Annotated in this window: 21 protein-coding genes and 1 tRNA gene; 15 read left to right on the forward strand and 7 right to left on the reverse strand. The window is 55.3% G+C overall.

The genetic code is table 11. The features are described from left to right. The first annotated feature begins 20 nt into the window (after positions 1-20). Both htpX and ACTU44_RS03310 read left to right on the forward strand, forming a co-directional pair. Positions 21-995, forward strand: a complete 975-nt coding sequence (gene htpX, locus ACTU44_RS03305) for a zinc metalloprotease HtpX (RefSeq protein WP_462096661.1) — start codon at positions 21-23, stop codon at positions 993-995. 185 nt (positions 996-1,180) lie between these two features. After that, on the forward strand, positions 1,181-2,785 hold the full coding sequence (locus ACTU44_RS03310; RefSeq protein ID WP_336079944.1) for a hypothetical protein: 1,605 nt from the start codon (positions 1,181-1,183) through the stop codon (positions 2,783-2,785). Between the two features lie 102 nt (positions 2,786-2,887). Here the strand turns inward: ACTU44_RS03310 and ACTU44_RS03315 are convergent, their stop codons facing one another. Continuing rightward, positions 2,888-3,607: a Bax inhibitor-1/YccA family protein gene (locus tag ACTU44_RS03315; protein WP_114096598.1), complete on the reverse strand. Its 720-nt coding sequence runs from the start codon at positions 3,605-3,607 to the stop codon at positions 2,888-2,890. A gap of 159 nt (positions 3,608-3,766) precedes the next feature. Here ACTU44_RS03315 and ACTU44_RS03320 point away from each other — a divergent pair, with 159 nt between their 5' ends. Further along, entirely contained in the window at positions 3,767-5,368 is a 1,602-nt protein-coding gene (locus tag ACTU44_RS03320) for a hypothetical protein (RefSeq protein ID WP_462096662.1), read from the forward strand. Between the two features lie 116 nt (positions 5,369-5,484). Beyond that, the gene (locus ACTU44_RS03325; RefSeq protein WP_462096663.1) at positions 5,485-7,101 is read left to right on the forward strand and encodes an acyl-CoA synthetase; all 1,617 of its coding nucleotides are present in this window, start codon (positions 5,485-5,487) and stop codon (positions 7,099-7,101) included. 109 nt (positions 7,102-7,210) lie between these two features. Here the strand turns inward: ACTU44_RS03325 and ACTU44_RS03330 are convergent, their stop codons facing one another. Next, positions 7,211-9,769 carry an ABC transporter permease gene (locus ACTU44_RS03330; protein WP_462096664.1) on the reverse strand — a complete coding sequence of 853 codons (2,559 nt, stop codon included), beginning with the start codon at positions 9,767-9,769 and terminating at the stop codon, positions 7,211-7,213. After that, positions 9,766-10,512, reverse strand: a complete 747-nt coding sequence (locus ACTU44_RS03335; protein WP_114096601.1) for an ABC transporter ATP-binding protein — start codon at positions 10,510-10,512, stop codon at positions 9,766-9,768. Before ACTU44_RS03335 ends, ACTU44_RS03330 begins: the two co-directional genes overlap by 4 nt. A 179-nt stretch (positions 10,513-10,691) precedes the next feature. Here ACTU44_RS03335 and ACTU44_RS03340 point away from each other — a divergent pair, with 179 nt between their 5' ends. The 7 genes from ACTU44_RS03340 to ACTU44_RS03370 all read left to right on the forward strand — a co-directional run bounded on the left by ACTU44_RS03340 (position 10,692) and on the right by ACTU44_RS03370 (position 18,058). Then, complete coding sequence (locus tag ACTU44_RS03340; protein ID WP_462096665.1) at positions 10,692-11,411, forward strand: arylesterase; 720 nt, start codon at positions 10,692-10,694, stop codon at positions 11,409-11,411. A gap of 1,039 nt (positions 11,412-12,450) precedes the next feature. After that, positions 12,451-13,155 (forward strand): J domain-containing protein, encoded by a 705-nt coding sequence (locus tag ACTU44_RS03345; protein ID WP_114096603.1) that lies wholly within the window; start codon positions 12,451-12,453, stop codon positions 13,153-13,155. A gap of 161 nt (positions 13,156-13,316) precedes the next feature. Beyond that, on the forward strand, positions 13,317-14,435 hold the full coding sequence (locus tag ACTU44_RS03350; RefSeq protein WP_462096666.1) for an FIST signal transduction protein: 1,119 nt from the start codon (positions 13,317-13,319) through the stop codon (positions 14,433-14,435). Between the two features lie 183 nt (positions 14,436-14,618). Further along, a complete protein-coding gene (locus ACTU44_RS03355; RefSeq protein ID WP_462096667.1) occupies positions 14,619-15,659 on the forward strand; it encodes an NADP(H)-dependent aldo-keto reductase in 1,041 nt (346 codons plus the stop codon). Between the two features lie 78 nt (positions 15,660-15,737). Next, positions 15,738-16,604 (forward strand): pirin family protein, encoded by an 867-nt coding sequence (locus tag ACTU44_RS03360; RefSeq protein ID WP_462096668.1) that lies wholly within the window; start codon positions 15,738-15,740, stop codon positions 16,602-16,604. A gap of 51 nt (positions 16,605-16,655) precedes the next feature. Next, positions 16,656-17,279, forward strand: a complete 624-nt coding sequence (gene thpR / locus ACTU44_RS03365; protein WP_462096669.1) for an RNA 2',3'-cyclic phosphodiesterase — start codon at positions 16,656-16,658, stop codon at positions 17,277-17,279. Then, on the forward strand, positions 17,276-18,058 hold the full coding sequence (locus ACTU44_RS03370; RefSeq protein WP_462096670.1) for a pyrroline-5-carboxylate reductase: 783 nt from the start codon (positions 17,276-17,278) through the stop codon (positions 18,056-18,058). The genes thpR and ACTU44_RS03370 overlap by 4 nt, the downstream gene beginning before the upstream one ends. A gap of 76 nt (positions 18,059-18,134) precedes the next feature. Here the strand turns inward: ACTU44_RS03370 and ACTU44_RS03375 are convergent, their stop codons facing one another. Both ACTU44_RS03375 and ACTU44_RS03380 read right to left on the reverse strand, forming a co-directional pair. Next, positions 18,135-18,824, reverse strand: a complete 690-nt coding sequence (locus ACTU44_RS03375; RefSeq protein WP_462096671.1) for an NAD(P)-dependent oxidoreductase — start codon at positions 18,822-18,824, stop codon at positions 18,135-18,137. A gap of 37 nt (positions 18,825-18,861) precedes the next feature. Continuing rightward, positions 18,862-19,761, reverse strand: a complete 900-nt coding sequence (locus ACTU44_RS03380) for an EamA family transporter (RefSeq protein ID WP_462096672.1) — start codon at positions 19,759-19,761, stop codon at positions 18,862-18,864. Between the two features lie 81 nt (positions 19,762-19,842). Here ACTU44_RS03380 and ACTU44_RS03385 point away from each other — a divergent pair, with 81 nt between their 5' ends. After that, positions 19,843-20,358 (forward strand): MarR family winged helix-turn-helix transcriptional regulator, encoded by a 516-nt coding sequence (locus ACTU44_RS03385; protein WP_462096673.1) that lies wholly within the window; start codon positions 19,843-19,845, stop codon positions 20,356-20,358. Positions 20,359-20,427: 69 nt separating this feature from the next. Here the strand turns inward: ACTU44_RS03385 and ACTU44_RS03390 are convergent. Beyond that, positions 20,428-20,517: transfer RNA gene (locus ACTU44_RS03390), tRNA-Ser, on the reverse strand. 348 nt (positions 20,518-20,865) lie between these two features. Here ACTU44_RS03390 and ACTU44_RS03395 point away from each other — a divergent pair. The 3 genes from ACTU44_RS03395 to ACTU44_RS03405 all read left to right on the forward strand — a co-directional run bounded on the left by ACTU44_RS03395 (position 20,866) and on the right by ACTU44_RS03405 (position 23,711). Then, positions 20,866-21,171, forward strand: coding sequence for a hypothetical protein (locus ACTU44_RS03395; protein WP_114096612.1), 306 nt, complete (start codon positions 20,866-20,868; stop codon positions 21,169-21,171). Between the two features lie 150 nt (positions 21,172-21,321). Beyond that, positions 21,322-22,365, forward strand: a complete 1,044-nt coding sequence (locus ACTU44_RS03400) for an NADPH:quinone oxidoreductase family protein (protein WP_462096674.1) — start codon at positions 21,322-21,324, stop codon at positions 22,363-22,365. Between the two features lie 77 nt (positions 22,366-22,442). Further along, positions 22,443-23,711: a class I SAM-dependent methyltransferase gene (locus tag ACTU44_RS03405; protein WP_462096675.1), complete on the forward strand. Its 1,269-nt coding sequence runs from the start codon at positions 22,443-22,445 to the stop codon at positions 23,709-23,711. A 296-nt stretch (positions 23,712-24,007) separates the two neighbouring features. Here the strand turns inward: ACTU44_RS03405 and ACTU44_RS03410 are convergent, their stop codons facing one another. Beyond that, positions 24,008-24,217, reverse strand: a complete 210-nt coding sequence (locus ACTU44_RS03410) for a DUF1127 domain-containing protein (RefSeq protein WP_114096614.1) — start codon at positions 24,215-24,217, stop codon at positions 24,008-24,010. Between the last annotated feature and the right edge of the window lie 155 nt (positions 24,218-24,372).

Consider the following 24,372-nt stretch of genomic DNA (forward strand, 5'->3'; position numbering starts at 1 on the left):
GCCAAAAAGGGTGCTCGACCATGAACTATGTGCGTACAGGTTTGTTGCTGGCGGGTTTGACCGCGCTGTTTGGTGCTGTTGGCATGATGATCGGCGGGCAACAGGGCATGATCATTGCACTTTTGTTTGCCGGTGCGATGAATGTGTTCGCCTATTGGAATTCCGATGCCATGTTGCTTCGGATGCGCAATGCCCGTCAGGTCGATGATCAATCCGCGCCCGAACTTGTTTCCATGGTGCGTGATCTGGCGCGCAATGCCGGACTGCCGATGCCCAAGGTCTATGTGATTGAAAATCCCCAGCCCAATGCCTTTGCAACCGGTCGCAATCCGGAAAATGCGGCGGTGGCGGCCACGACCGGTTTGTTACAGCATCTTGATCGTAATGAAATCGCCGGTGTGATGGCTCATGAACTCGCCCATGTCAAAAATCGTGACACCCTGACCATGACCATCACGGCCACCATCGCCGGTGCCATTTCGGCCCTTGCCAATTTCGCAATGTTTGCGGGCATGTTTGGTGGCAACCGCAGTGAAAATAACAATCCGCTGGGCGGGATCGGCATGATCCTGATTGCCATTCTGGCCCCGATGGGGGCGATGATCGTGCAGATGGCAATCTCGCGGACCCGCGAATATGACGCCGACCGTATCGGAGCCGAGATTTGCGGTCATCCTTTGTGGCTGGCAAGTGCGCTTGCCAAGCTCGATAAAGGCGTGCACACCATTCCGAACATGCAGGCTGAACGCAACCCGGCGACCGCACATATGTATATTGCCAACCCGCTGTCGGGTAAGGGCGTGGACAATCTGTTTTCGACCCATCCCAATATGGCCAATCGCATCGCCCGGTTGCAGGCCATGGTCAATGGCGCGAGCCCGCGTCAGCAGGCACCGGTAGCGCAACCCGGCCCCAAGAAGGGGCCATGGGGACCGGCGGGCACCTCTGTCCGGTCATCGCGCACGACACGTCGTAAAAATCGTCCCTGGAACTAGAAAATCTGACTTGATGACGTAAGGGGTTATCCCTTGAAAATCGCCAAATCTATACTTGGGTATGTCCGAAAAACCAGGCTGCGGCATTGACCATTCGCGTCACAGCGATGACAATGGTCAATTAAGAAACTCAGGTATCTATTAAAGTTGTCGATCAACTTTATGCGGTGCGAAAAAGGGCAATAATGGCTGGTTTCTGGTCAATGGTTGGCCTGGTGATCAAGTCGCTGATCACCGGTAATGAAACTTCAGGGGACGTCACCGATTCTGCGTATGAAAACGCGCCGGGTGCCGAGCCTTTATGTCTGTATGCGATTGCCCGATTTGGCCGCCCGGACGCCAGTACCGAAGGGGGTTTTCAGCCCTCTGATCCTTTTGCCGAAATGGTTGCGCGCAGTCTGGTCGATGTGCCTGAAAGCAATTCGGTCATGCTTGATCAGTTCTTCTCCCCCAATCCGGATACCGTTGACGGTTTCCAGGCCATGCGCGAAGCCCAGCTCAATGTCCTGAATATGGGGCGCAGGGTTGATGCCGACGCCATTTTCTGGGGGCAGCAAAACGCGTTTGGCGGTTTTGACCTGCATCTGGTCAGTGATGCGCTGACATCATCGCTTTATGATCTGATGCTGCCACTGACCCACAGTTTCCGGCAGGTTGATCATCGTGATGTTAGTGATGCGCTTCGCATCCTTCTTGCCGCACAACTGCTTTTTAAATCGCGGGGAGGGGAACAGCGTCTGTTGCAGATTGCGCGCCTGACCAGCTACCTCGAAGATTTTCAGGAACGCATCAATCGTGGCGAATATTTCGAAGCCGGGGGGCAAGGTGTCGCAACAGCTTATGCCTTCGGGGCTTTTGTTCTGACGGAAACCGGGGATCGAAGTTACTGCGCCAGCGCGCTTCGCGTGCTTGAACCCCACATCCGCAAGATTTTGAGCGATGCCGGTGACAGTCCAGGTGATGTGCCACAGGCCAAGGCACGGAGTTCCTCGGGACTTTTGGGCGAGGCGCTTCCGCAACAAAAGGGAGAGGCAGTTGTCAGGGAATTGCGCACCGAGGATCTTGTTGCCCAGATCAGTGACTTTGCCAGAGTCGATGCAAAATCCACAGCCCTTCTGGCGATGTATGCCGGATTGGTGAACTGGTCGCTGATTGCCAATCTCAAGGCCCGCTCGCCCGCCCTTGCGATCGGTATCTGGAAGATGCTTGAACGGCGCTTTGAACTGTCTTTGGGGTCTCCGGTCGACCGGGCGCTTGCGATCTGCAAACTTGCCGAGGCCATGGTAGCAAGCGGCAAGGATAGCGAAGACGCCAAAATGATTGAAAGCGGGGCAGCGCAATATCGCCGGGCGCTGACCATGGTTAATAACCGGGCCCACGCGCCACTTTATGCAATTACGGCCTATGGTCTGGCCGAGGCCATTGTATCGGCCGCCATCATTAATGATGTCACCATCCCCGATACCCAGGTCGTGCCGGTATTCCAGGCGGCCCTTAAGATCTGTGCGCGACGTGACAATCCCTATATCTGGGGACGGACGATGTTTGCACTGTCGACGGTCTATCTGACCAACGGAACCGTGCATAAGGACGTCCAGATGCTTTCAAGCGCAAGAATGGGCTTCTCGCAATCCTATGAGGCATTCATGGATGCCGGGGCCAAGGGCGCTGCACGGGCGGCATCGGGTGGCTTTACCCGTACCGAAAACATCATTTCCCAGCTTGGTCATCGCAAGGCGATCATGGATGCGACCGGCGGCGAGGGACCGGAAAAGGAAATCGCTTCCTGATCATATTGCGATGCGCCCCGTCATGGTCAGCTCGGATCAGACAAAAAGAAACCCCCGCAGCTGCTGTCTGCGGGGGTTTTGACTGCGAATGCCGTGGCACTTCTATTCGCGATTACCGAAGAAGTGCAGAAGCATAATGAACAGGTTCACGAAGTCGAGATAGAGCTGCAGGGCACCGAACAGAGCTTTTTTGCCTGCTGTGGTTGCGTCATCATGCTCGTGATACGCTTCCTTGATGCGCTGGGTGTCATAGGCGGTCAGACCGGTGAAGATCAGAACACCAGCAGCCGAAATGACGAACTGCAACATGCTGCTGCCAAGGAAGATATTGACCACGCTGGCAATGATAATGCCGATCAGGCCCATGAACAGGAAGCTACCCCAGCCCGACAGGTCTTTCTTGGTGGTGTAGCCATAAAGGCTCATCGCACCGAAGGTACCTGCGGTGATGAAGAAGGTACGAGCAATCGACTCACCGGTATAGACCAGGAAGATCGAAGCAAGGGACAAGCCCATCAGTCCGGCATAGACCCAGAAAGTCGCCTGTGCTGCGCCGAAGCTCATTTTATGAATACGTGCGCTCAGGAAGAACACCAGCCCGATCGGGGCCAGCATGACAATCCACATAAGTCCGGTGCCGAAAATTGCCTGCATCAGGGCCGGGCTGGTCGACACAGCCATTGCCACGATACCGGTCAAGGCAAGTGCGGATGCCATGTAGTTATAGACACGCAGCATATAGGCGCGGAGACCTTCATCGATCTCGGCCGCCGACCGGCCAACCGAGACGTCATAGCCGCGTTGACGCGTTTCAAAAGCCATTGAAATCCCTCTTTGATCCAATTGTGGGCAGAATCATTTCTACAGTTCTGCGATGGTCAAAATATGGCAGGATTTCCGTGAAAAGCAACGGTTTGGCGGAAAGTGCAATCGTCACAGCTATCCACATGTGATCTTGTTCACCCTGCATTTGACAAGATCGTGAAAATCCATAATCAGGACAAGGCAGGCAAACGGGTCTATGATGGTCCGGCAATGGGGACATTGATATGCACCCCCGACATGGAAAAGGTCCGATCTGGCATGTCAAAGACCACCAAGGCGGTAAAATACATATCATTGTTGCTGGGGCTGGCATTTGGCCAGACAGCGATATTGTTGCCTGCCCAGGCCCAGAATTCCAAATTCACCGCAAGTTCTGCGCGCGGCGATATCCCTGTTTTTGCTGAAAACTACGACGGTGCGGAATTTTGTGCCAGCGGTACCATTGACGCGCCTTGCGATGTTGCCCCGGTCGATGTCCCGGAATTTGATGCAAGCTTCGTCTATCGTTTTCTGGCTTATCACGCCCAGCGACCGTTTGACCGGTTTTCATGGCAGGGCTTTACCGCGCTGATGACGCCGCTTGATAAGCCCGATCAGCCCGCCTTGTGGGAAAGCTTCCCCACAAGGCGCGACCTGTTTTCCGAGGTTCCCTATCCGAACCCGACTTGTGCAGATGATCTGCCCGAAGGAACCCTGTTGCTGGCAAGCTATCTGCAAACAACCGGTGATGCATTGGTCGATCAGGCTGGAAATTTCGTGCTGTTTGAAACCCGCATAAATCCGGTTGCTGCCCGTTATATCCAGGACAATGACCTTGATCAGAAAACTGGTCGTGCCGCCTTTGCCAAGTCGGGCAATGCTATCGAATTTCCCAAAGGCAAGCTGTTTGACCCTGCATCAACAACCCTTGCGCGGGTCGAACCGGCAAAAGTCGGCCAGCCCGCAGATGCCAAGGATAGCGTCATTCCCCCGTCCGCACCGGGCGATATGGGCGCACAGCTGCTGAAATTTGCCTGGCGGGTGCTGCCTGACGGGGCAAATGCTGTATCTCCGTCCGGGCAGGGTTATTACACCCGTCCGGCCCGCATTTCATTGGGGATGGATCAGACGCTTGACGGGAAACCCCACTGTCTGGATGTGACGGTCGCGCTTGTCGGGTTGCATCTGGTACAGCGCGTGGCCAGTGGCAATGGTGACCGCTGGATCTGGTCGAGTTTCGAGCATGTCAATAATGTGCCCTTGGCGGCAAATGCCCGTCGCCCCAACAGTATTATTACCGATAATCCCTTTGCGGACGGGTGCCTTCCCCCGGATATCCAGGAAGAAGATCAGGCCTACGCGTTTTACGGTCACCAGACGCAAAAAGGCATGGCTGCCAATCAGCCGACCCGCGGAAATGTGAAATGGGCTGATCAGCAACCCTTTGCGCGCATGGCATCCGGGGAACCGGTAAAAGGCCCCGACATTGTACGGTGCTGGCGACTGTTTTCAGGAACGGCCGAGGCCAATTTTATCTGGCAACGTAAACTCGAAGGCACGGTCTGGCAAAATTACATGCTGCTGGGCACGCAATGGATCGGTAATCCGGGCGGAGCAACATTCGGGGTTGGCGAAGTGCCGCGCTATCTGACCAACAGTACGCTTGAAAGCTTTATGCAGGATCAGGCGGATGCCACTTGTCTGGGCTGTCACACCCGTGCGCGGACCGATAGCGGACAGGTGTCGAACTTTACCTTCCTTCTGGATCCGCCATCCTGACCAGATCGCCAGATGCAAACAAAATCGGTGCAATCTGGATGGAAAAAGCACTATCATGTTGCCCAACATTTGCCGCAGCCAAAAACAAAGAACAGCGGTAAATTCAGGGAGGAAACATGCTGGCCAGTCGTAATGACTACGCGACGGTATGCTCGGATTTTGTCTGGGATGTGCCGTCTCACTTTAATATTGGCGTCGATGTTTGCGATAAATGGGCTGATGACCCGGATCGCCTGGCATTGATGCACCGCAGGCGCGATGGATCGCGTCGCGATTACACCTTCGCCCAGTTCAAACGTCTTTCAAATCGCTTTGCCAATGTCATGCGTCGTCATGGCATACGACGCGGGGACCGGGTGGGCATCCTGTTGCCACAAAGTCCCGAAACGGCGATTGCCCATATTGCAACCTATAAAATGGGCGGGATTGCCGTGCCGCTCTTTACCCTGTTCGGGGTGGATGCGCTGGAATATCGTCTGGGCAACTGTGCGGCCAAGGCTCTTGTGACGGACAAGGAAGGGGCTGCAAAGATCGCTGAAATCCGCGATCTGCTGCCCGCACTTGAATATGTCTATGTCATTGATGGTGCGCCTGATGGCTGCTTTGACTTCAAGGCACTTTCGGCAGAGGCCAGTGACGCGTTCGATGTTGTCAAAACCCGTGCTGATGAACCGGCCCTGATTATCTATACATCGGGCACTACCGGTCAGCCCAAAGGTGCACTTCACGCCCACCGTGTATTGCTGGGGCATCTGCCCGGTGTTGAAATGTCGCACGATTTCTTTCCTCAGGACGGCGATGTGATGTGGACGCCCGCCGACTGGGCATGGATTGGCGGGTTGCTTGATGTGTTGCTGCCAGCCTGGCATCACGGCGTTCCGGTGGTTGCCCACCGGTTTGAAAAGTTCACGCCCGAGGCTGCCTTTGAGCTGATTGCGCAATACGGCGTGCGCAATACCTTCCTGCCGCCGACCGCATTAAAGATGATGCGGGCCGCGGGTGACGAATTGGCGCAAAAATTCAATTGTAATCTTCGCTCTATTGCAAGCGGTGGTGAAACATTGGGTTCTGAGCTTCTTGATTGGGGGCGTCGGGTTTTCGATGTCACGATCAATGAATTCTATGGTCAGACCGAATGCAATATGGTCGTCAGTTCCTGTCAGTCGATCATGGCGCCCAAACCCGGTGTCATGGGGCGTCCGGTGCCAGGCCACAATGTGGCAGTGATTGATCTGGGTGGAAATGTTCTGGCACCCGGTGAAATGGGTCGCATTGCGGTGCGCGCGCCTGATCCGGTGATGTTTCTTGAATATTGGCGCAATCCCGAAGCTACCCGCGACAAATTTGTCGGTGAATGGCTTCTGACAGGTGACATGGGCTGTGTCGATGCCGATGGCTATATTCGCTTTGTCGGGCGCGATGACGATGTCATCAGCTCGGCGGGCTATCGTATCGGACCGGGCGAGATCGAAGACTGTCTGATCGCCCACCCTGCAATCCGTATGGCAGGTGTGATTGGCAAGCCTGATGACCAGCGCGGCCAGATCGTAAAGGCCTTTGTGGTGCTTGCCGATGGCTATGCCCAGACGGCCGAGCTTGAAAGCGACATCAAGGATTTCGTCAAAACCCGTCTGGCGGCCCATGAATATCCGCGCGAGATTGCCTTCCTTGATCAATTGCCAATGACAACAACCGGCAAGGTCGTCCGGCGCGCGTTGCGCGATCTGGCATGATGCAGGACTGAGCCGGATTTTGGTTTGGTATCAAAATGATTTTAAAATGAAAACAGGGCCGATCACATCAGATCGGCCCTGTTTTCGTATGTGTGCGGATCTGTCCGGATTATTCGTTACGCAAAAGCGGGGCTGCCGGAACGCGCAGGGCCTGCCAGGTGCCCACAAAGCCAGCCGCAAGGGTGGCAAACAAACCGATGCCGATTGGGCCAAGGATGGTCATTGGCAACAGAACCCAGTTGGCCCCCATCACCAGAACCAGTACCGACCATGCCGCAACCGATCCGACAAGGGCGGCAATTACCCCGGTCGCAAGGCCCAAAATCCCGTATTCCAGCGCATAGGCATAAAGAATGTTGGCCCGGGTTGCGCCAAGGGTCTTAAGCACCACAGCATCATAGATGCGTTTGCGACGCCCGGCGGCAACGGCTCCTGCCAGCACCAGCACACCGGCGACAATTGCAATCATGCTCGTTGCATTAAGCGCGGTTCCGATCCCGGCCAGAATGGCGTTGGCGGCTTCAAGCGCCTCACGCACGCGGATGGCCGACACATTCGGGAAGTCCAGCCCGATCAGGCGATCAACCGGTTCTTCCATTTCGCGCGGCATATGAGCAGTCGCAATCAGGCTATAGGGTGCCTTGTCGATCAGGCCCGGTGAAAACACCATCGCAAAATTCATGCGCAGGCTTTGCCATTCAACCTCGCGCCAATTGGCGATTTCGGCGGTGATGTCGCGGCCCAGAATATTGACCGTGATGGTATCACCGGGCTCAAGGGCAAATGCATTGCCAATATCGGCACTGATCGACACCAGCGGCTTGCTGGCATCATCATAATCAGACGGCCACCATTCCCCACGTACCAGCTTGGTTTCGGGGGGCGGGGTCGCGGCAAAGGTCAGGCCACGGTCCCCGCGCAGGAACCAGCGATCATCGCCCGGTCCGACATCATTGGCATCCACCCCGTCAATCGCGGTAACACGTCCGCGCAGCATCGGCGTTTGTTCGATATCCGAAACATTTTTTTGCTCGAGCAGCTCGGAGCGGAACTGATCAATCTGGTCGGGCCGGATATCAAGGAAAAAAAAGGCCGGCGCAGATTCAGGCAGGTTCTCATTGATCTCGTTATCAAGGTTGCCTTCGATCCCGGAAATGGTCACCAGCAAGGTCAAACCCAGTCCAAGTGAAAGGGCAACCGGAACCGTGCTGGCCCCGGGCCGATGCAGGTTGGCGAGTGCCAGCCGCGAAAATGCATCCCGCCCGGCAATAAACCGTTTCGAAAGAGATACAATGCTGCGCCCGGCATAGGTGAAAATCACCACGGCGGCAGCTGACCCGGCAATAAAGCCAAGGGCAATCACCTTGTCTGTCGCGGTAAGCACCGTCAGGACAAGCAACAGCACCAGTGGTATGCCGATATAGGGCAGGTCACGTTTGCGCACCGGGCTTCCGTTAAACAGTCCGGCACTGGCGCGGAACAGTCGGGCCGCCGGGATTTCGCGGGCGCGCAACAGCGATGGTAGGGCAAAGACCAAGGTGGTCAGTACGCCAAAGCTGGTTGCGATGATCAGCGACGGCAAAGCCGGGCCAAGGGTCACGTCAATCGGCAGGCGCCCGGCCAGAAGCGGGGCGACAATTGCCGGGGTGATTGCCCCGATCAAAAGCCCGATGCCGATCCCGATCAGGGCCAGAACAAGGATTTGCAGGAAGTAGATCCGCAACACCAGTCCGTGCGACGCCCCGATTGATTTCAGGGTGGCGATCACGGATGTTTTGCTTTCGATATGGCTGCGCACCGCATTGGCGACACCAATGCCGCCGACCAGAAGGGCCGACAGGCCCACCAGCGTCAGAAACAGGGTCAGACGTTCAATGAAACGACGCAATCCCGGATTGGCATTGGCAGTATCACGGATACGCCATCCCGCATCTTCAAAGCGGTCTTCAATCCGTTCGCGAAAGGCGGTTGGCGTGTCATTATCGTTCAAATCCAAAGCGTAATAATAGCGGATCAGGCTTCCTGGCTGGACAAGGCCGGTCTCCATCAGGGCAGCTTTAGACACCATCAGACGCGGGCCGAAATTGAAAAATCCGACGGCCTTGTCAGGTTCCTTGGCAATGACGCCACGGATCTGCACATCGATATCGCCAAGCTTGACGGTGTCGCCGATCTGGATTTTCAGCCGTTCAAGCAAACCTGCCTCGGTCACGGCACCCCAAAGTCCGTCCTGTTTGTCGAGGACACCTTTAAAGGCAATCCCGTCAGCAAGTTCCATCTCGCCAAACAGCGGGTAGGCATTATCAACGGCCTTGAGCTCAACCAGTCGACGCTGATCTGGGCCATAGGCCGTGGTGCGCATGGTGGCAAGTTCACCAATGCGTTCGCTATTTTCCCGAAGCCAGTCAAGCTGTTCGCCTGTTGCTTCCATATGGGTCAGGCGCAGTTCAACATCGCCGCCCAAAAGCTTGCGTCCGTCGCGCTCCAGCGCCGAAAGAACGGATTCCGAAACGTTTCCAACCGCCGCAATCGCCCCGACACCCAGTGCCAGACAGGCAAGGAAAATGCGAAAGCCCGAAAGACCTCCCCGCAATTCCCGACGACAAACCCGCCAGGCAATCGACCAAAGGCGGTCATCGCTTGGAGATAAAGACTGATTGTTGCTCATGCCCGCGATTCCAGTTGCGAAACGATTTCGCCATCACGCAGCATCACCGTCCGGTCGCAGCGCTCGGCAAGGCTCGGATCATGGGTGATTAAAAGCAATGTCGATCCGCGGCGTTTGGTCAGATCAAACAGCAATTCGATAATCGTTTCACCGGTCGCACCATCAAGGTTGCCGGTCGGTTCATCGGCCAGCAAAAGTTCCGGATCGGTGGCAAGGGCACGGGCAAGGGCAACACGCTGTTGCTCGCCGCCCGACAATTGGCCGGGATAATGATCGGTGCGATGACCAAGCCCGACGAGTTCAAGCTCGGCACGGGCCTTTTCAAAGGCATCCTTGCGTCCGGCGAATTCCATCGGAAGTGCAACGTTTTCAAGTGCGCTCATTGTCGGGATCAGGTGGAAGTCCTGAAACACGATGCCGACATGGTGGCGGCGATAAAGGGCAAGCCCGTCTTCATCAAGCGCGCGTAAATCGTTGCCGCACACATTGACCACACCTTCCTGCGCTTGTTCCAATCCCGCAATAACCATCAAAAGCGATGTCTTGCCCGATCCGGATGGGCCGACCAGACTGACACGTTCTCCGGCATTCAGCGACAGGTCAACGCCCTTCAGAATCTCGACAATCCCTGCGGGCCCCTGCAGCCGAAGCTTCAGGTTACGCACATCAATTGTCTGTTGAGGGTTGCTGCCCGAAGAAACATCATTTTGTTCCGGGATCGCGGTGGTTTCGGTCACAGTCATTTCGGGTCCTATCGGGCTTGTCCGTTGCAAGATCATCAAAGCAGGTTACATAAGCTTACGGATCAGGACGTTTCTGGTTCAGATTTCTAATGATCTGAATGCGCTGTCACAGGGTAACCGGTTGGTAACCGTTGCGGCAAGGTGCCGCTATGATGACAGCATATGGGGTGAGATTTGTTATGAATTTGGCTTTCGGGCAAGATCACACTGTAATCGAGTTCACTGCGATCAAGGCCGTCGCACGTCGCTTAAGCGCCGCTCTGATGGCGGCCTTCCTTGTTTCTGCTGCCACCTTTGCTGCATCCTCATCTGTATCTGCTGCGGACAATCCGCCGCAAACCATTGTTTTATTTGGGGATAGCCTGATGGCGGGTTATGGGCTTTCCCATGAAGAGGGCTTTGCACCCAGACTTGAAGCAGCCCTGAAGGATGCCTTGAAGGATACCGGGCAGGATGTCCGGGTGATCAACAGTTCGGTTTCCGGTGATACCTCGGCGGCGGGGTTGGCCCGCCTTGACTGGGCGCTGGTCGATAAGCCCGATGCGGTGCTGCTTGAACTTGGCGCCAATGATGCCTTGCGCGGCGTGGAGCCATCCCAAACGCGTGATAATCTGGCCCGTATTATCGAAAAGCTGCGCGCCCAAGATATTGATATCCTGCTGGCGGGCATGATGGCGCCACCCAATATGGGGACGGCCTATGGTGATGAGTTCAATAGCATCTATCCGGATCTTGCCGGGCAATATGATATTGATTTATATCCATTTTTCCTTGATGGCGTAGCAGCCGACCCTGCACTTAATCAGGATGACGGGATGCATCCCAATGCCGATGGGGTGGGCGTGATTGTCGAACGTATCCTGCCAGACATTATCAATCTGCTTGATGGTGCATCCTAAGGAACCCAGATACCCGGAACGCCCTGTCACCCTTGATGTGACGGGGCTTTTTCATGTCTGCTGCCAATGAATATGGCCTGATTGACTTGTGTGCCGATTTGCAAAGGCCGGGTTTCCGTCTTGTGCGGCAGTCGTCTGTTTAACGTTTATTCCATGCTCTGAAATTCGAATCGTTCCAAGGTCTTCAAACCAGCCGTGATCGGGATTTGCGATATTCCAAGGGTTTGTGCGGCTTTGCGCCGGATTTTATGTGCGCACTCACCTTCGTCACACGCAATTTTGGCCGTGCGGGGTGGTTAAAAACTGCATATGTAGGCAAAAACCATCAACAACCCGAAATGAATATGCGGGCTGATAGGAGGTGCGTGGTAAATTGTAGGTCTATGACCATAAATATAAATAATAACAATTGGTTACGGAGAATTTTCCGGGATGCTGATTCGCTGAAAAATCCGCCGAACAGGCCGTTTTACGGCCAAAAACACCCCGATTGCTGTAAAATTAACATACCATTTACTTTCGGTTATGTTTCGAATTGGTCGTCGCATAACTGCGTATGTTGTTTTCTGATCGGGCATTGTATTTTCGGGTTCCGGATTTCGGATGACCGGAACCAGAAGGTTCCATTCCGGGTGGCATGCCAAACCGGTGATTCATATGAATTACCCATTTGATTCAACAATTTAACCAAATGCTGTGACCTGTTATGCACCATCTCCTGTGGATAAGTTTGTTGAATAAGTTTTTGCCGAGTCGGTCGTTGGATTCTCTGGTGATTTGGTGAGAATGGCGCAATATCAGGGACTTGAATCATTTTTTCCGACTCCGGGGCTCTGTTTCGAGTCGTAATTTCTCCTGTGGATGAATCGGAAGCGATTCGAATTTGACTGCAAATGCAGTTGCAGCGACTAGAATCGACAGATACACTTTGCGATACAGGATGTTTTTCATGGACAAAACGATGAAAAACCGGGCGGGTATCCTGCAAAGGACCTACGCTTTATTGAATTAAATCAATAATTTATCAGAGGCATCCGGCGTGACCGCATCATCTGGCGTCAAACAATCCTACACCATCCCCTGTTCGTCGATTTTTCGTGATGCTGTCTTGCAACTGGCCGAGCGCCGCGGGGTCAATGCCGCCGATCTGGCCCGTTCGGTCATGCTGATCGTGCCGCAAAAGGCGATTGATGATTACGAAGATCCGGGCGACCCGCCAAAGGGCGACCGCGAAACCATTGTCCTGAAATCCGGCCCGGCCGAAGGCCGCCCTTGGCGTCGCAAGCCGCGTCTGCAATTGCGCCTGCCACCGGGATTTGCCGTGGTCACCGTGCGCAAGGCTTTGAAAATGGCCATTGATTTCGATGCGGGTGATGTGAATATGCGCGTCGAGAAATCCGATGTTCTGGCTGCGGAACGCGCGGCCCTTGAAGAAGCGCGCGCCCTTAAGAAACGTCAGGCAGAACCCCCCGTCGAACTTTTGCAATCGCGCGAGGAACTCGAACGACTGCGTCAGATCGTCGATAACCTTGCCTTTGATCCGCTTGATCGCGGGGTGACGACCTTTAACGAAGCGCTGCATGTCATGGGGTTTGCACCAAATGCCCGGCCTGATATGCGCGCCGTTCGGGCCAAATACCGTGTTCTTGCCGCCATCCACCATCCCGACAGTAATTATGGTTCCCATCAGCGGATGACACAGCTTAATGCGGCTATGGACTTGCTGCGCAAACACATTTCCTGATCATTGATGCCGATGGTTCGGGTCTTCTCCAAGCATGGCCCTTGTCGAAGAGTTGGGCCAATGCTTAGATATAGAAAAGCCATATCACACGGCATATGCCGTAACCGGAGAAAGCGGGCGCAAGACCCGGATCATCTGATCAGTCAAAAGCGGGAGAATGCATGACGGCGGAATTTCGGGCTGCACATGCCAGCGGGGAAAACTGGGCCTCTGTCGCCTCCGAGCTGGCCGAACTCTTGGAAAAAGAGCCATTGCCGTCTCAGGCCCTGGCTTTTTTGTATGTCTCCGAAGCCCTCTCCGACGATATCGGCAGTATCCTGACCTTTCTTCGGTCGCGGCTTTCTATTGAACACTGGGTCGGTACCGCCGGTGTCGGAGTGTGTGGATCGGGGCGGGCCTATTTCGGGGTTCCGGCTGCATCGGTGATGATTGCGCCCTTTGCCAATGACGAGTTTCATATTTTTGAGCCGCTTAAAACGGATAGCGACCTGGATGCACCGGAATTGCAAAGGGCGATTGATCGCCTGCAGCCGATCTTTGGTCTGGTGCATGGAGATCCGTCTGCGCCTGCAAGCCTTGCCACACTCTCGGAACTGGCAAGGATGGGCTCGACCTATCTGGTCGGCGGGATTGCGTCGGGTGAACGTGGCGCGCCACAGATTGCAGGCCGGGTTGTTGATGGCGGCCTTTCAGGTGTTCTGTTTGATGGCAAAACCGCAGTTCAGGTCGGCATCAGTCAGGCCTGCACCCCGGTTGGCCCGGTGCATCGCGTCACCGAGGGACGCGAAGGGATTGTTGCCACGCTTGATGATCGTCCCGCCCTTGATGTGCTTAAAGAAGAACTTGATGCCGATGGCAGCGAACATTCTATTGTCTCGGGGCGCTATCACGCAGCCCTGATGGTGCCGGGGTCCGATACCGGTGATTTTGTCGTCCGCAATCTGATGGGGATTGATCCCCATAACAATATGATCGCGATCAGTGGCGATGTGCAGGCAGGTGACGCCATCCGCTTTGTCCGTCGCGACGGGGCGGCGGCCGAACAGGATCTGCGACGGATGCTTTCGGAACTGCAAAAGCGCCTGCCGGGCAAACCGCGCGGTGCCCTTTATTGCAGCTGTGTCGCCCGTGGGCCGCACCTGTTTGGCACCGAAAGCCGCGAGATGATGATCATCCGCGATGAGCTGGGTGACCTGCCATTGACCGGATTTTATGGCAATGGCGAAATCTGCAATGACCGCTTTTATGGCTATACCGGGGTTCTGACCCTGTTTGTCTAGGCGCGTGTTGGCCTCACATCCTTGTAAACTGCGCGTTAAATCCATACGCAATCAAGATTTTTTGCGTCAGGCGGTTTCATCGCGTCTTTGACGGGATATATTCATACCATTGTGAAAAGTCGCATCCCGTCAGACACAAGATGTGCAGCCGTTTGGCGTCGGGATGCAAAAGGGGATTGATCTATGGAATTCCGTCGATTGGGACGTACTGACATTGATGTCAGTGTTATTTGCCTGGGTACGATGACCTGGGGCCAGCAGAATACGCAGGACGAAGCCTTCGAACAGCTTGATTACGCCACGTCAAACGAAGTCAATTTCATTGATACCGCCGAAATGTATCCGGTTCCGGCAATGGAAGAGACCTTTACCCGTACTGAGACCATCATTGGCAACTGGCTTGAAAAACGCGGGCGTCGGGATGATCTGGTGATTGCCACCAAGATCGTTGGTCCGGCGGATCGTTTTTCCTATGTCCGAAACGGGCCGCGTCTGACCCGTGCACAGATCAATGAGGCGATTGACGGGTCGCTGTCGCGCCTGAAAACCGATTATGTCGATCTTTATCAGCTCCATTGGCCGGATCGTAATTCCAACTTCTTTGGCAAGCTTGGCTATGTCCATGACGCCGATGAGGAATTCACCCCGATCGAGGAAACCCTCGAAGCCCTCGACGGGCTGGTCAAGGCGGGCAAGGTGCGTCATATCGGGCTTTCGAACGAAAACCCGTGGGGCCTGATGAAGTTCCTTGAGCTGGCCGAGAAAAATGGCTGGCCGCGCGTGGTTTCGGTTCAGAACCCCTATAGCCTTCTGACCCGTCAGTACGAAGTCGGCATGGCCGAATGTTCAATCCGCGAAGATGCCGGTCTTCTGGCCTATTCACCGCTGGGTGGTGGGGCGCTTTCGGGCAAATATCTGGGCGGTGCCCGCCCCGAAGGATCACGCGTTGCGCTTTGGCCGCAATATTTCGGTCGCTATCAGACCGAAAACGGCATCAAATCGACCGAGGCCTATGTGAAACTTGCCAAGGATAACGGTCTTGATCCGTCGCAGATGGCGCTGGCCTATGTCAATTCGCGTCCGTTCCTGACCTCGAACATCATTGGCGCGACCAGCATGGAACAGCTCAAGACCAATATCGGGTCGGCCAAGATTACGCTTTCGGACGATGTTTTGAGCGAGATCGAAGCCATCCATCAGAAATGGCCCTATCCGTGCCCGTGATCGGCACGATCCGAACAGAACACTAATCGGGGCAGCCCGTTTCGGGCTGTTTCCAATCCATATATAAGGAGGCGGCGCATGGTTAAGCTTATCACTGGCAAGGAAGCCGATCTTGGTGCGTTTTCCGTGCGCCGCGTTCTGCCTCATCGGGATGTAAGGTCAGTTGGCCCGTTTGTGTTTTTCGATCATATGGGCCCGGCCGAATTTCAGCCCGGTCAGGGCATCGACGTTCCCCCGCATCCCCATATCTGTCTTGCAACCGTGACCTATCTGTTCAAGGGAGCGGTCCTTCATCGCGATAGTCTGGGCAGCAATCTTGAAATCACCCCGGGTGACCTCAACTGGATGAATGCCGGCAATGGCATCACCCATTCCGAACGCGAAACGCCAGCCGTCCGCAATTCCGTCCATGAACTTGACGGATTGCAGCTTTGGGTCGCCGTGCCCGAGGAGGATGAAGAATCTGATCCGGCCTTTTATCATGTCGCGAAAAAGGACCTTCCGATCATTGAGGATGCTGGCCTTCACATGCGCCTGATCGCCGGTGAGGCATTTGGCAAAACGGCCCCGGTTCCGGTTAAATCCAAGCTTTACTATCTTGATGTTCACATGGACGAAGGCGCGCAATTGCTGCTTCCCGGCGAAAATCAGGAAGGGGCGGTCTATGTTGTTTCGGGCAGTCTCGCCATTGATGGCGAGACCTATGGTCCCGAAAGCTTTGTCTATATCGCCCCCGAAGAAATCCCTGATATCGTTGCCCAAAATGATTGTCGGGTGATGTTGCTGGGCGGATTGCCGCTTGGGCATCGCTTCCTGTGGTGGAACTTTGTTGCCAGCACCAGGGAACGGATCGAAAAGGCCAAGGCCGACTGGGCGTCGGGCAATTTCCCGCAGATCGATGGCGAGGATGATATTCTTCCGCTGCCCGGCCGTTCCACCGGCTAGCATCGGTTTCCGTTCTCGCCGTGCCACCAGAATAGAATTGGATACCCCATCATGCGTTTGTTTGTCGGCGTGGAAATTCCCGGCGATATCGCAGCCGAGCTTTATCCGCTTGCGCGCGGGATCAAGGGGCTGGATGCCCAGACCCCGGAAAACATGCATATCACCCTTAAATTCATCGGCAATGTGGATCCCGGTCTGGCCGCCGAGATTGATCAGGCCCTTTCCGATGTGGCCTTTGAACCGTTTGATCTTCAGGTCGACGGGCTCAATGTCTTTGCCTCAAGCCGCAAAATCCGCATCTTCTGGGCGGGTGTGAAAGATCAGCCAGTGATGCGCCGTCTGGCCCATCGGGTTGAAAATGCCCTTCTGGCCCTTGATGATTGTCCGGAACTCGATGCTCGCAAATTCACCCCGCATATCACGCTGGGCCGAAACCGCGATGCGGCGCGCGCCACCATCGAACAGGCGGTTGCCGATCACGTTGATCTGAGTTCGCGGGTTTTCACCATCGACCGGTTCTGCCTTTATGAAAGCCATTCGACCTCGGACGGGCCTGAATTCCGGGTGATTGCCGCCTATGACGGAACAGGTGCGCGGCCCCGAACCCCTGAGCTGATCGACGACTTTGCCATAGGTGACTTTGACGTGGATTTTCAAAAGGGGGATTTGAGATGAAGCTCGGATTTATCGGCACCGGTGCCATCAGTGATGCCTTGATCCGCGGATTGCTGTCCTCGGACTATCCGGTGACGGAAGTCATCGTCTCGCACCGAAGCGCTGCCGTCTCGCGCAAGCTTGCCGACGACTTTGATATCGTCCGTGTACTTGAAGACAATCAGGCGATCATTGATCAGTCTGATCTGATCTTCCTTGCCGTCCTGCCACAAATTGCGCGCGATGTGCTTGAAAAGCTGCATGTGCCAGATGACAAAAAGCTCGTCAGTCTGATCGCTACCATTCCGATTGATGATCTTAAAATCTGGCTTGGCGCCGATGCGCAAATTGATCGCGCGATTCCCCTGCCGTCGGTCGAACATCATGCCTGTGTGACGGCGGTCTATCCGGGATCACCCGACGTCATCGAGCTGTTTGAAAAGCTTGGCGGGGCGGTTGCCGCCAAAACCATCGATGCCTTTGACGGCTATGCGGCCGGAAGTGCGCTGATGGCGACCTATTTCACGCTGCTGGAAAGTGCGGCCGACTGGATGGTTGGGCAGGGATCGGATGATGCCGATGCCAGACGTTATCTGGCCGCATTGTTTGCCGGTCTTGCTGAAAATACCACCAGATCACCGGATCAAAGCTTTGCCCAACTGGTCGATGGTCATTCCACACCGGGCGGTCTGAACGAACAGGTCGCCAGGGCCTTCGTACGCGAAAACGGGACATCTGCGATTCATGCCGCCCTTGATGAAGTCTTTGCCCGCATCAAGGCAGCGTCGAATTCCGGCTGACCGGAATTGAAAACGGGCAGTTCCATCGGACCGCCCGTTTTGCATTGATGTTTATATAAGGACCACGCCAAGTTGATCAGGCGGCTTTTGCCTTATTCTGGTAGCCAACTGTCAGGCGTTGTTGCGGGCTGTCATTGGTATCGACCAGATCGACCATCGCCACACCAAAATCGGCATAGGAAATCCGCGCAACGCCATCATGATCGGTAACCAGCGTGTCGGTGCCGCGCACATAATGACGGGTTTTCTCGCCGGGAATCAGCATGGCGGGTGGGCGCAGGCAGGTCCATTGCACATCGTCATACTGATCAAACAGGGCATCAACCTGTTCGCAGGCCTCGGCAATCGGACGGACGCTGTCGGGCAGGAAGTTCGGTGCGGTCAGAACCGTATGGCCGCTGCCATCGGCAAGTTTCAGGGTTGCCGCCCCGCCGGTCACAAAGATCGGCTTCCGGCTTTGACGTGCAGCATCCAGCAGCACCTTGGTCATTTCTGGCAACAGCTTTTCCTGACCAGGGGCGGGGCGCAGTGAACTGATCGCAACATCATGTTCGGCCAATACCTTTGCTACCTGTTGGGGATCGGCAAGGATATCGATGCTTTGACGGATAACCGTTTCGGGCAGGGCCGAGAGTTTTGCGGCATCACGCGCAATGGCCGTGACCTGATATCCGCGCAAAAGGGCTTCGGTCACGACTTCGCGGCCGACATCGCCGGTGGCGCCAAAAACAACGATTTTACGATTATGTGGGGCGGTGTTGGTCATGGGGCGTTCCTTTTCTGAATGGTGTTTTGGTGGTGCGTTATGATTTGGGGGTGGCAGCAAGGGGGCGGGTATTCGGGACGCTATCCGTTTTGGGTCGTGCCGCACGCTGTCCAAGCCAGATACTGATCAGGACAACAACAACACCGGCAATCTGAAGCGGCGATAACTGTTCGCCCAGAATGATCCAGCCCAGAAGAACCGCACTGGTCGGACTCAGGAAGCCAAAGCTTGTCACCGTGGTCGGACCAAGCCGGGCAATGCCCCGAAACCACAGGAAATAGGTCAGTGCCGCCCCGATCAGTCCCAGCCATACCAGACCGGCAATATTGGTGACTGTTGGCATCGGGAAGCCCGGCTCGACAATCAGGACAACCGGGATCAAAAGGATACCGCCCGCAGTCAATTGCCATGCCGTAAAGGTCAGGGGTGAAACCGGCGGCTGCCATTTCCGGGTCAGGACTGTGCCTGCCGCCATCGAAAGCGCACCCAGAAGGGCTGCTATAATGCCAATCGGATCAAGGCTTGCCGATGGGCCAAGGACCAGCATCGCAACCCCGATCAGGCCCGAAACCGCGGCAAGAATGCCCAGCATCGTGATGGTGTTGCCCAGCGCATAACGTGCAAGAAACAGCACAAGCAGTGGCTGGATGGCACCAAGGGTTGCCGCAACCCCGCCCGGCAGGCGATAGGCCGCAACAAACAGCATGGCCCAGAAAACCGCAAAGTTCAGGGCGCCAAGGATGAAAACCCGACCCCGCCATCCCGCACCGGGAAGCTGGCGCACCACCAGCAACAGGATCAATCCGGCAGGCAAGGCGCGCAAAAGCGAAACGGTCAACGGATAGCCATGCGGCAGCATTTCCGTCGCGACGATATAGCTGCTGCCCCAGATCACCGGGGCAATCGCCGTAAGCAATAAATCAGTTGTTCTGTTCATGGGGTATCTCCATTTATCTTGACGTCAAGATATATTCAGAAATCTTGACGTCAAGATAAATTTTCGGCATATCCTCGAGCCATGGAAAGCAGCACCGACAAAATTGACCGTATTCTTGCGCAATGGCGCCGCGAACGCCCGGACCTTGACGTCACCCAGATGGGGGTCATTGGTCGTCTGGGGCGGTTGCGCAATATCCTGATGATGGAGCTTGATCGTGTGTTCAGGCAACATGACCTCAATGGCGCAAGCTTTGATGTGCTCGCGACCCTTCGCCGGTCCGGTCCGCCCTATGCGCTAAGCCCGTCGCAACTGATCGAATGGACGATGGTGACATCGGGCACCATGACCAATCGGCTCGATAAGCTGGAAGAGGCTGGTCTGATCACGCGTCAGCGCAACCCGGAAGATGGCCGCGGTTTTGTTGTTGCCCTCACACCACTGGGGTTTGAGCTGATTGATGCTGCGGTCACTGACCACGTTGCCAATCAGCACCGCTTGCTTGAAGGTCTGAGTTCCGATGAAATGACCCAGCTTGACGGGCTTTTGCGCAAATGGCTGGCCGCCGTTTCCGACAAGGACGTGTCAGAGCAATAGACAAACAACATTATCGCGCAGGATGTCATGCGCTTGTTCAGGTCTGAAATTATCGGGGATTTTGGTCAGTGGCAGAGAGGAGGGGATTCGAACCCCTGAGGGGCTTACACCCCAACACGCTTTCCAGGCGTGCGCCTTAAACCACTCGGCCACCTCTCCACATGCGATCTTGTATATATCGCGAAAGCGGGCGGACATTAGCCGACCCGACCTTGCTTGACAAGGCCCAATAAGCCTCTTTTTTCACTTTCGTGAAATCCTCCTGATTCCAAAGGCAAAACCGGGCGAGTAACGGTGGATTGACCGGTGCAAACCCTTGGTAAGCCGGGCTTTGGCGTGATCTTTACTTCTTGTTGATCTCTGGGCCGTAAGGTTTCACGTTAGGATTTTGGTTTGCACTGTCTTTGCACGCGACGTCTCACCCCTTTACGTCCATGGGGCAGAGAAGCTAGGCTGCGGACAGTGTATGCTAATATAAACCCCGTGCGCGGGCGTCTGGAGAGGACAATGTGGGTTTTTAGAGTGTTGGGATGGGTCTTGCTGTTTGCCAGCCTTGCGGTGCTGGTAGACGATTCCATTACGGCACTTCAAACAGGAAGCTTTCGTCTGGTTGCGGCCGGCGAGCTCTGGTATCGCCTCGATGCCGGAAGCCTGAACCTGTTGCAATCCGTCGTCCAGCGCTACATTTCTTCCTGGGTATGGGACAATATCTTTGTTCCGGTTCTGCTGGCCCCTGCACTGGTGGTTCTGATCGTGCCGTCCTTCATCCTTTTGTTGCTGACCCGCAAACGTAAACGCCAGCGGATTTTCTGATCCCGGCATTTTTGCAGACGTATCTATCCAATCCTGTTTTTCCATTTGCGGATTTAACGTTGCCCCGCCTTCGGGGTGCATGCGTGCTCTCGCTTATCCCGAATGGGTTTTTGGTAAGCGATTTAGCCCAATGTCGGCTTGTCTGTGCGGATGGCGCGCGCCAAACTGTTGCGCGCAATCGGCAAAAGACAGGGAACCGGCATGAAGGCATGGATTTGCAAGACATTTGGCGAAGAACCACATTTGATCGACTGTCCCGATCCGGTGCCCGGTCCGGGGCAGGTGATGATTGATGTTGCGGCCTGTGGTGTCAATTTCGCCGATACCCTGATCCTGCAAGGCAAATATCAAAAGCGCCCCGATGGCCCGTTTTCACCCGGCTTTGAAGTCAGCGGAACCATCCGGGCGATTGGCCCCGATGTTCGCGGTATTGCGGTTGGGGACCGGGTCATGGCGCTGCCCGATTGGGGTGGTTTCGCCCAATGTGTGATTGCCGATGCCGCAACCGTGATTCCGTTATCTGATGATGTTGAGTTTGATGCGGCGGCAGCATTTCAGATTGCCTATGGAACAAGCTGGTTTGGATTGAAATATCGCGCCAATGTCGTGCCGGGCGATATTGTTCTTGTCCACGGTGCGGCGGGGGGCGTTGGTCTGACGGCAGTTGAATGCGCCAAATTGCTTGGTGCCAGGGTGATTGCAACGGCGGGCGGGGCCGATAAATGCCAGATCGCGCGGGACCATGGCGCTGATCACGTCATTGATTACAAGGTCGAGAATATCCGTGATCGGGTGCGGAAGATCGCCGCAAGCCTTGGCCAACCTGCCGGGGTGGATGTGGTCTATGATCCGGTTGGCGGCGATGTGTTTGATCAAAGCCTGCGCTGTGTTGCGCCGGGGGCGCGGATGTTGCTGATCGGTTTTGCCAGCGGCACGGTGCCACAAATCCCGGCCAATATCCTTCTGGTCAAGAATGTCTCGGCCATCGGGTTCTATTTCGGGGCCTATCTTGACCAAAATCCCGACATCGCGCGCAAGGGTATGAGTGAGCTGCTGGAACTCCTGCGAAGCGGGAAAATCGCACCAATGATTTCGGCCAGATACCCGCTTGAAGAGGCCATGCTGGCCCTTGAGGCGATCCGCAATCGCACCGCGACCGGCAAACTTGTCATCACGATGCCCGATGCCAAGTGAACTGGCGGATTTTATTAATTAATTCCTTGGTATAGGATGGTGACGTCCCAACCACTTCTCTGCTGGAATTTGCGGTAATGCCCGACGACAAAAAGAGCGCCGATGCTGTGCAATCGTCTGAAAAGACGCGTGACCAGTACGAGACATATCCCTATCCGGCACGCAACCCGGAAGACGAAGACAAAAGGCTGGTCACCGGATCGCCCGGCAACTGGGACGAGGTTGTTCATTTCGTCTTTGGCGGGCGCGATCCGTCATCGAAGGGCAAGATCAAAATTCTGGTTGCTGGTGGCGGAACGGGGGATGCGCTTGTCATGCTGGCCCAGCAGGCCCGTGACCGCAAGGCAAAGGCAGAAATCGTCTATATCGATCTGTCCGAAAGCTCGCGCGAGATTGCCGAAGCCCGCATCAAGCGCCGCAACCTTGAAAAGAATGTTACCTTTGTTACGGGCTCCTTCGTCGATCTGGCCAAGGAATATGGTCCGTTTGACTATATTGATTGCTGCGGGGTGCTGCATCATCTGCCTGATCCCGATGCGGGGTTGCGTACGCTGACCGATGCGCTCAAACCCAATGGCGGTATGGGGCTTATGGTCTATGGCGAGCTTGGCCGTCAGGGCGTCTATCACATGCAGGAAATGATGGAGCGCCTCAATGCCGAGGCTGGCGGCGCACGCAGGCTTAATTTCGGCAAGGCGCTTTTCAATTCATTGCCTGGCACCAACTGGCTTAAACGCAATCCGTTTATCGGCGATCATATCCACGGCGGTGATGCCGGTTTCTATGACCTGTTGCTCCATCAGCAGGATCGTGCCTATCGCGTTGACGAGGTGTTTGATTTTGTCGAACAGGCCGGTTTGCGCCTGCAAAGCTTTATCGAGCCGATGCGTTATGACCCGACCACCTATTGTTCGCGCCATGATGTTCTGGAAAAGGCCGTCCATGTGCCGTTCCGTGAACGCGCCGCCCTTGCCGAACTGATGGCAGGCAATATCACCAAGCACATCTTTTATGTGGTCAAGGCAAAGAACAAGGTCAAACCGCCGGTCCCGGACGAAGATGCCATTCCGTTCTTTACCCGTGTGGATGGTGCTGCCCTTGCGCGATCGGTTGCCAAATCGGGCAATATCAAGATCACCTTTACCGGGCTTTCGGTGACCCGCACCATGCCTGCCGCATCACCGGCGATCCTGTCGCGCATTGATGGCAAGCGATCGATTCGGGATATTTACGAGATGTTTGATCCAAAGCCGGAAAAGTTCGAGTTCAACGCGCAATTTGCCGTGATGTATTCGGTTCTGAATGCGGCGAACCTGATGTATCTGCGCTACCCGGACAAGAAATAGGTCAGCCGCAGAGCGCGCGTGCACCGAAAACAGACCCCAAAAAAAAATGCCGGTCACCAGGGGAGTGACCGGCAATCTCATACGCGGTTGCCAACGGGGGGGGTGTTGGTCATTGCGTTCAGGGAGAAGAAGAATTCCGAACCTTATTTCGGGCTCGGGACCTTCAGAATGCTCAAAAGAGCATCAAGCACCTGCAGGGGGAATGAAAGGGACCCCTGCAGGCGGAAAACGGGGGCAGACATGATACATACTCTGTTATGCGCCGGGGCGCGGGGTTTGTTCCGTACTTGCGCGACTTACGCTTTCCAGAACGGTTTTGCAGCTTCGCGACGGGCGTCATAGACGTTCCAGCCGATATCGCGCAGCATACGGGCATCCATCAGGCCAAGCTTCTTGCGCAGGTCATGGCGTTTGTACCATTCGCGCGGCAAATCCATCAGGCTGACGGTATTGTGATGACGACGGGTTGCGACAAATGCGCCTGCTTCTTTGGTGATCGCGACCATGATTCTGTTCCTTTTCAATCGAGGCCTGCTCTCGGTATTTCAGCGGCCTTGCATCTGTCATGCGTGTGTCTGATTTCCTTGAACCCAGAGTTACGCCGAAAAACACTTGCGCTCAAACCATCTTTTGTCATCATTGCATGAGTTTTTATCATGCA

Source organism: Thalassospira sp. SM2505 (assembly GCF_054901115.1).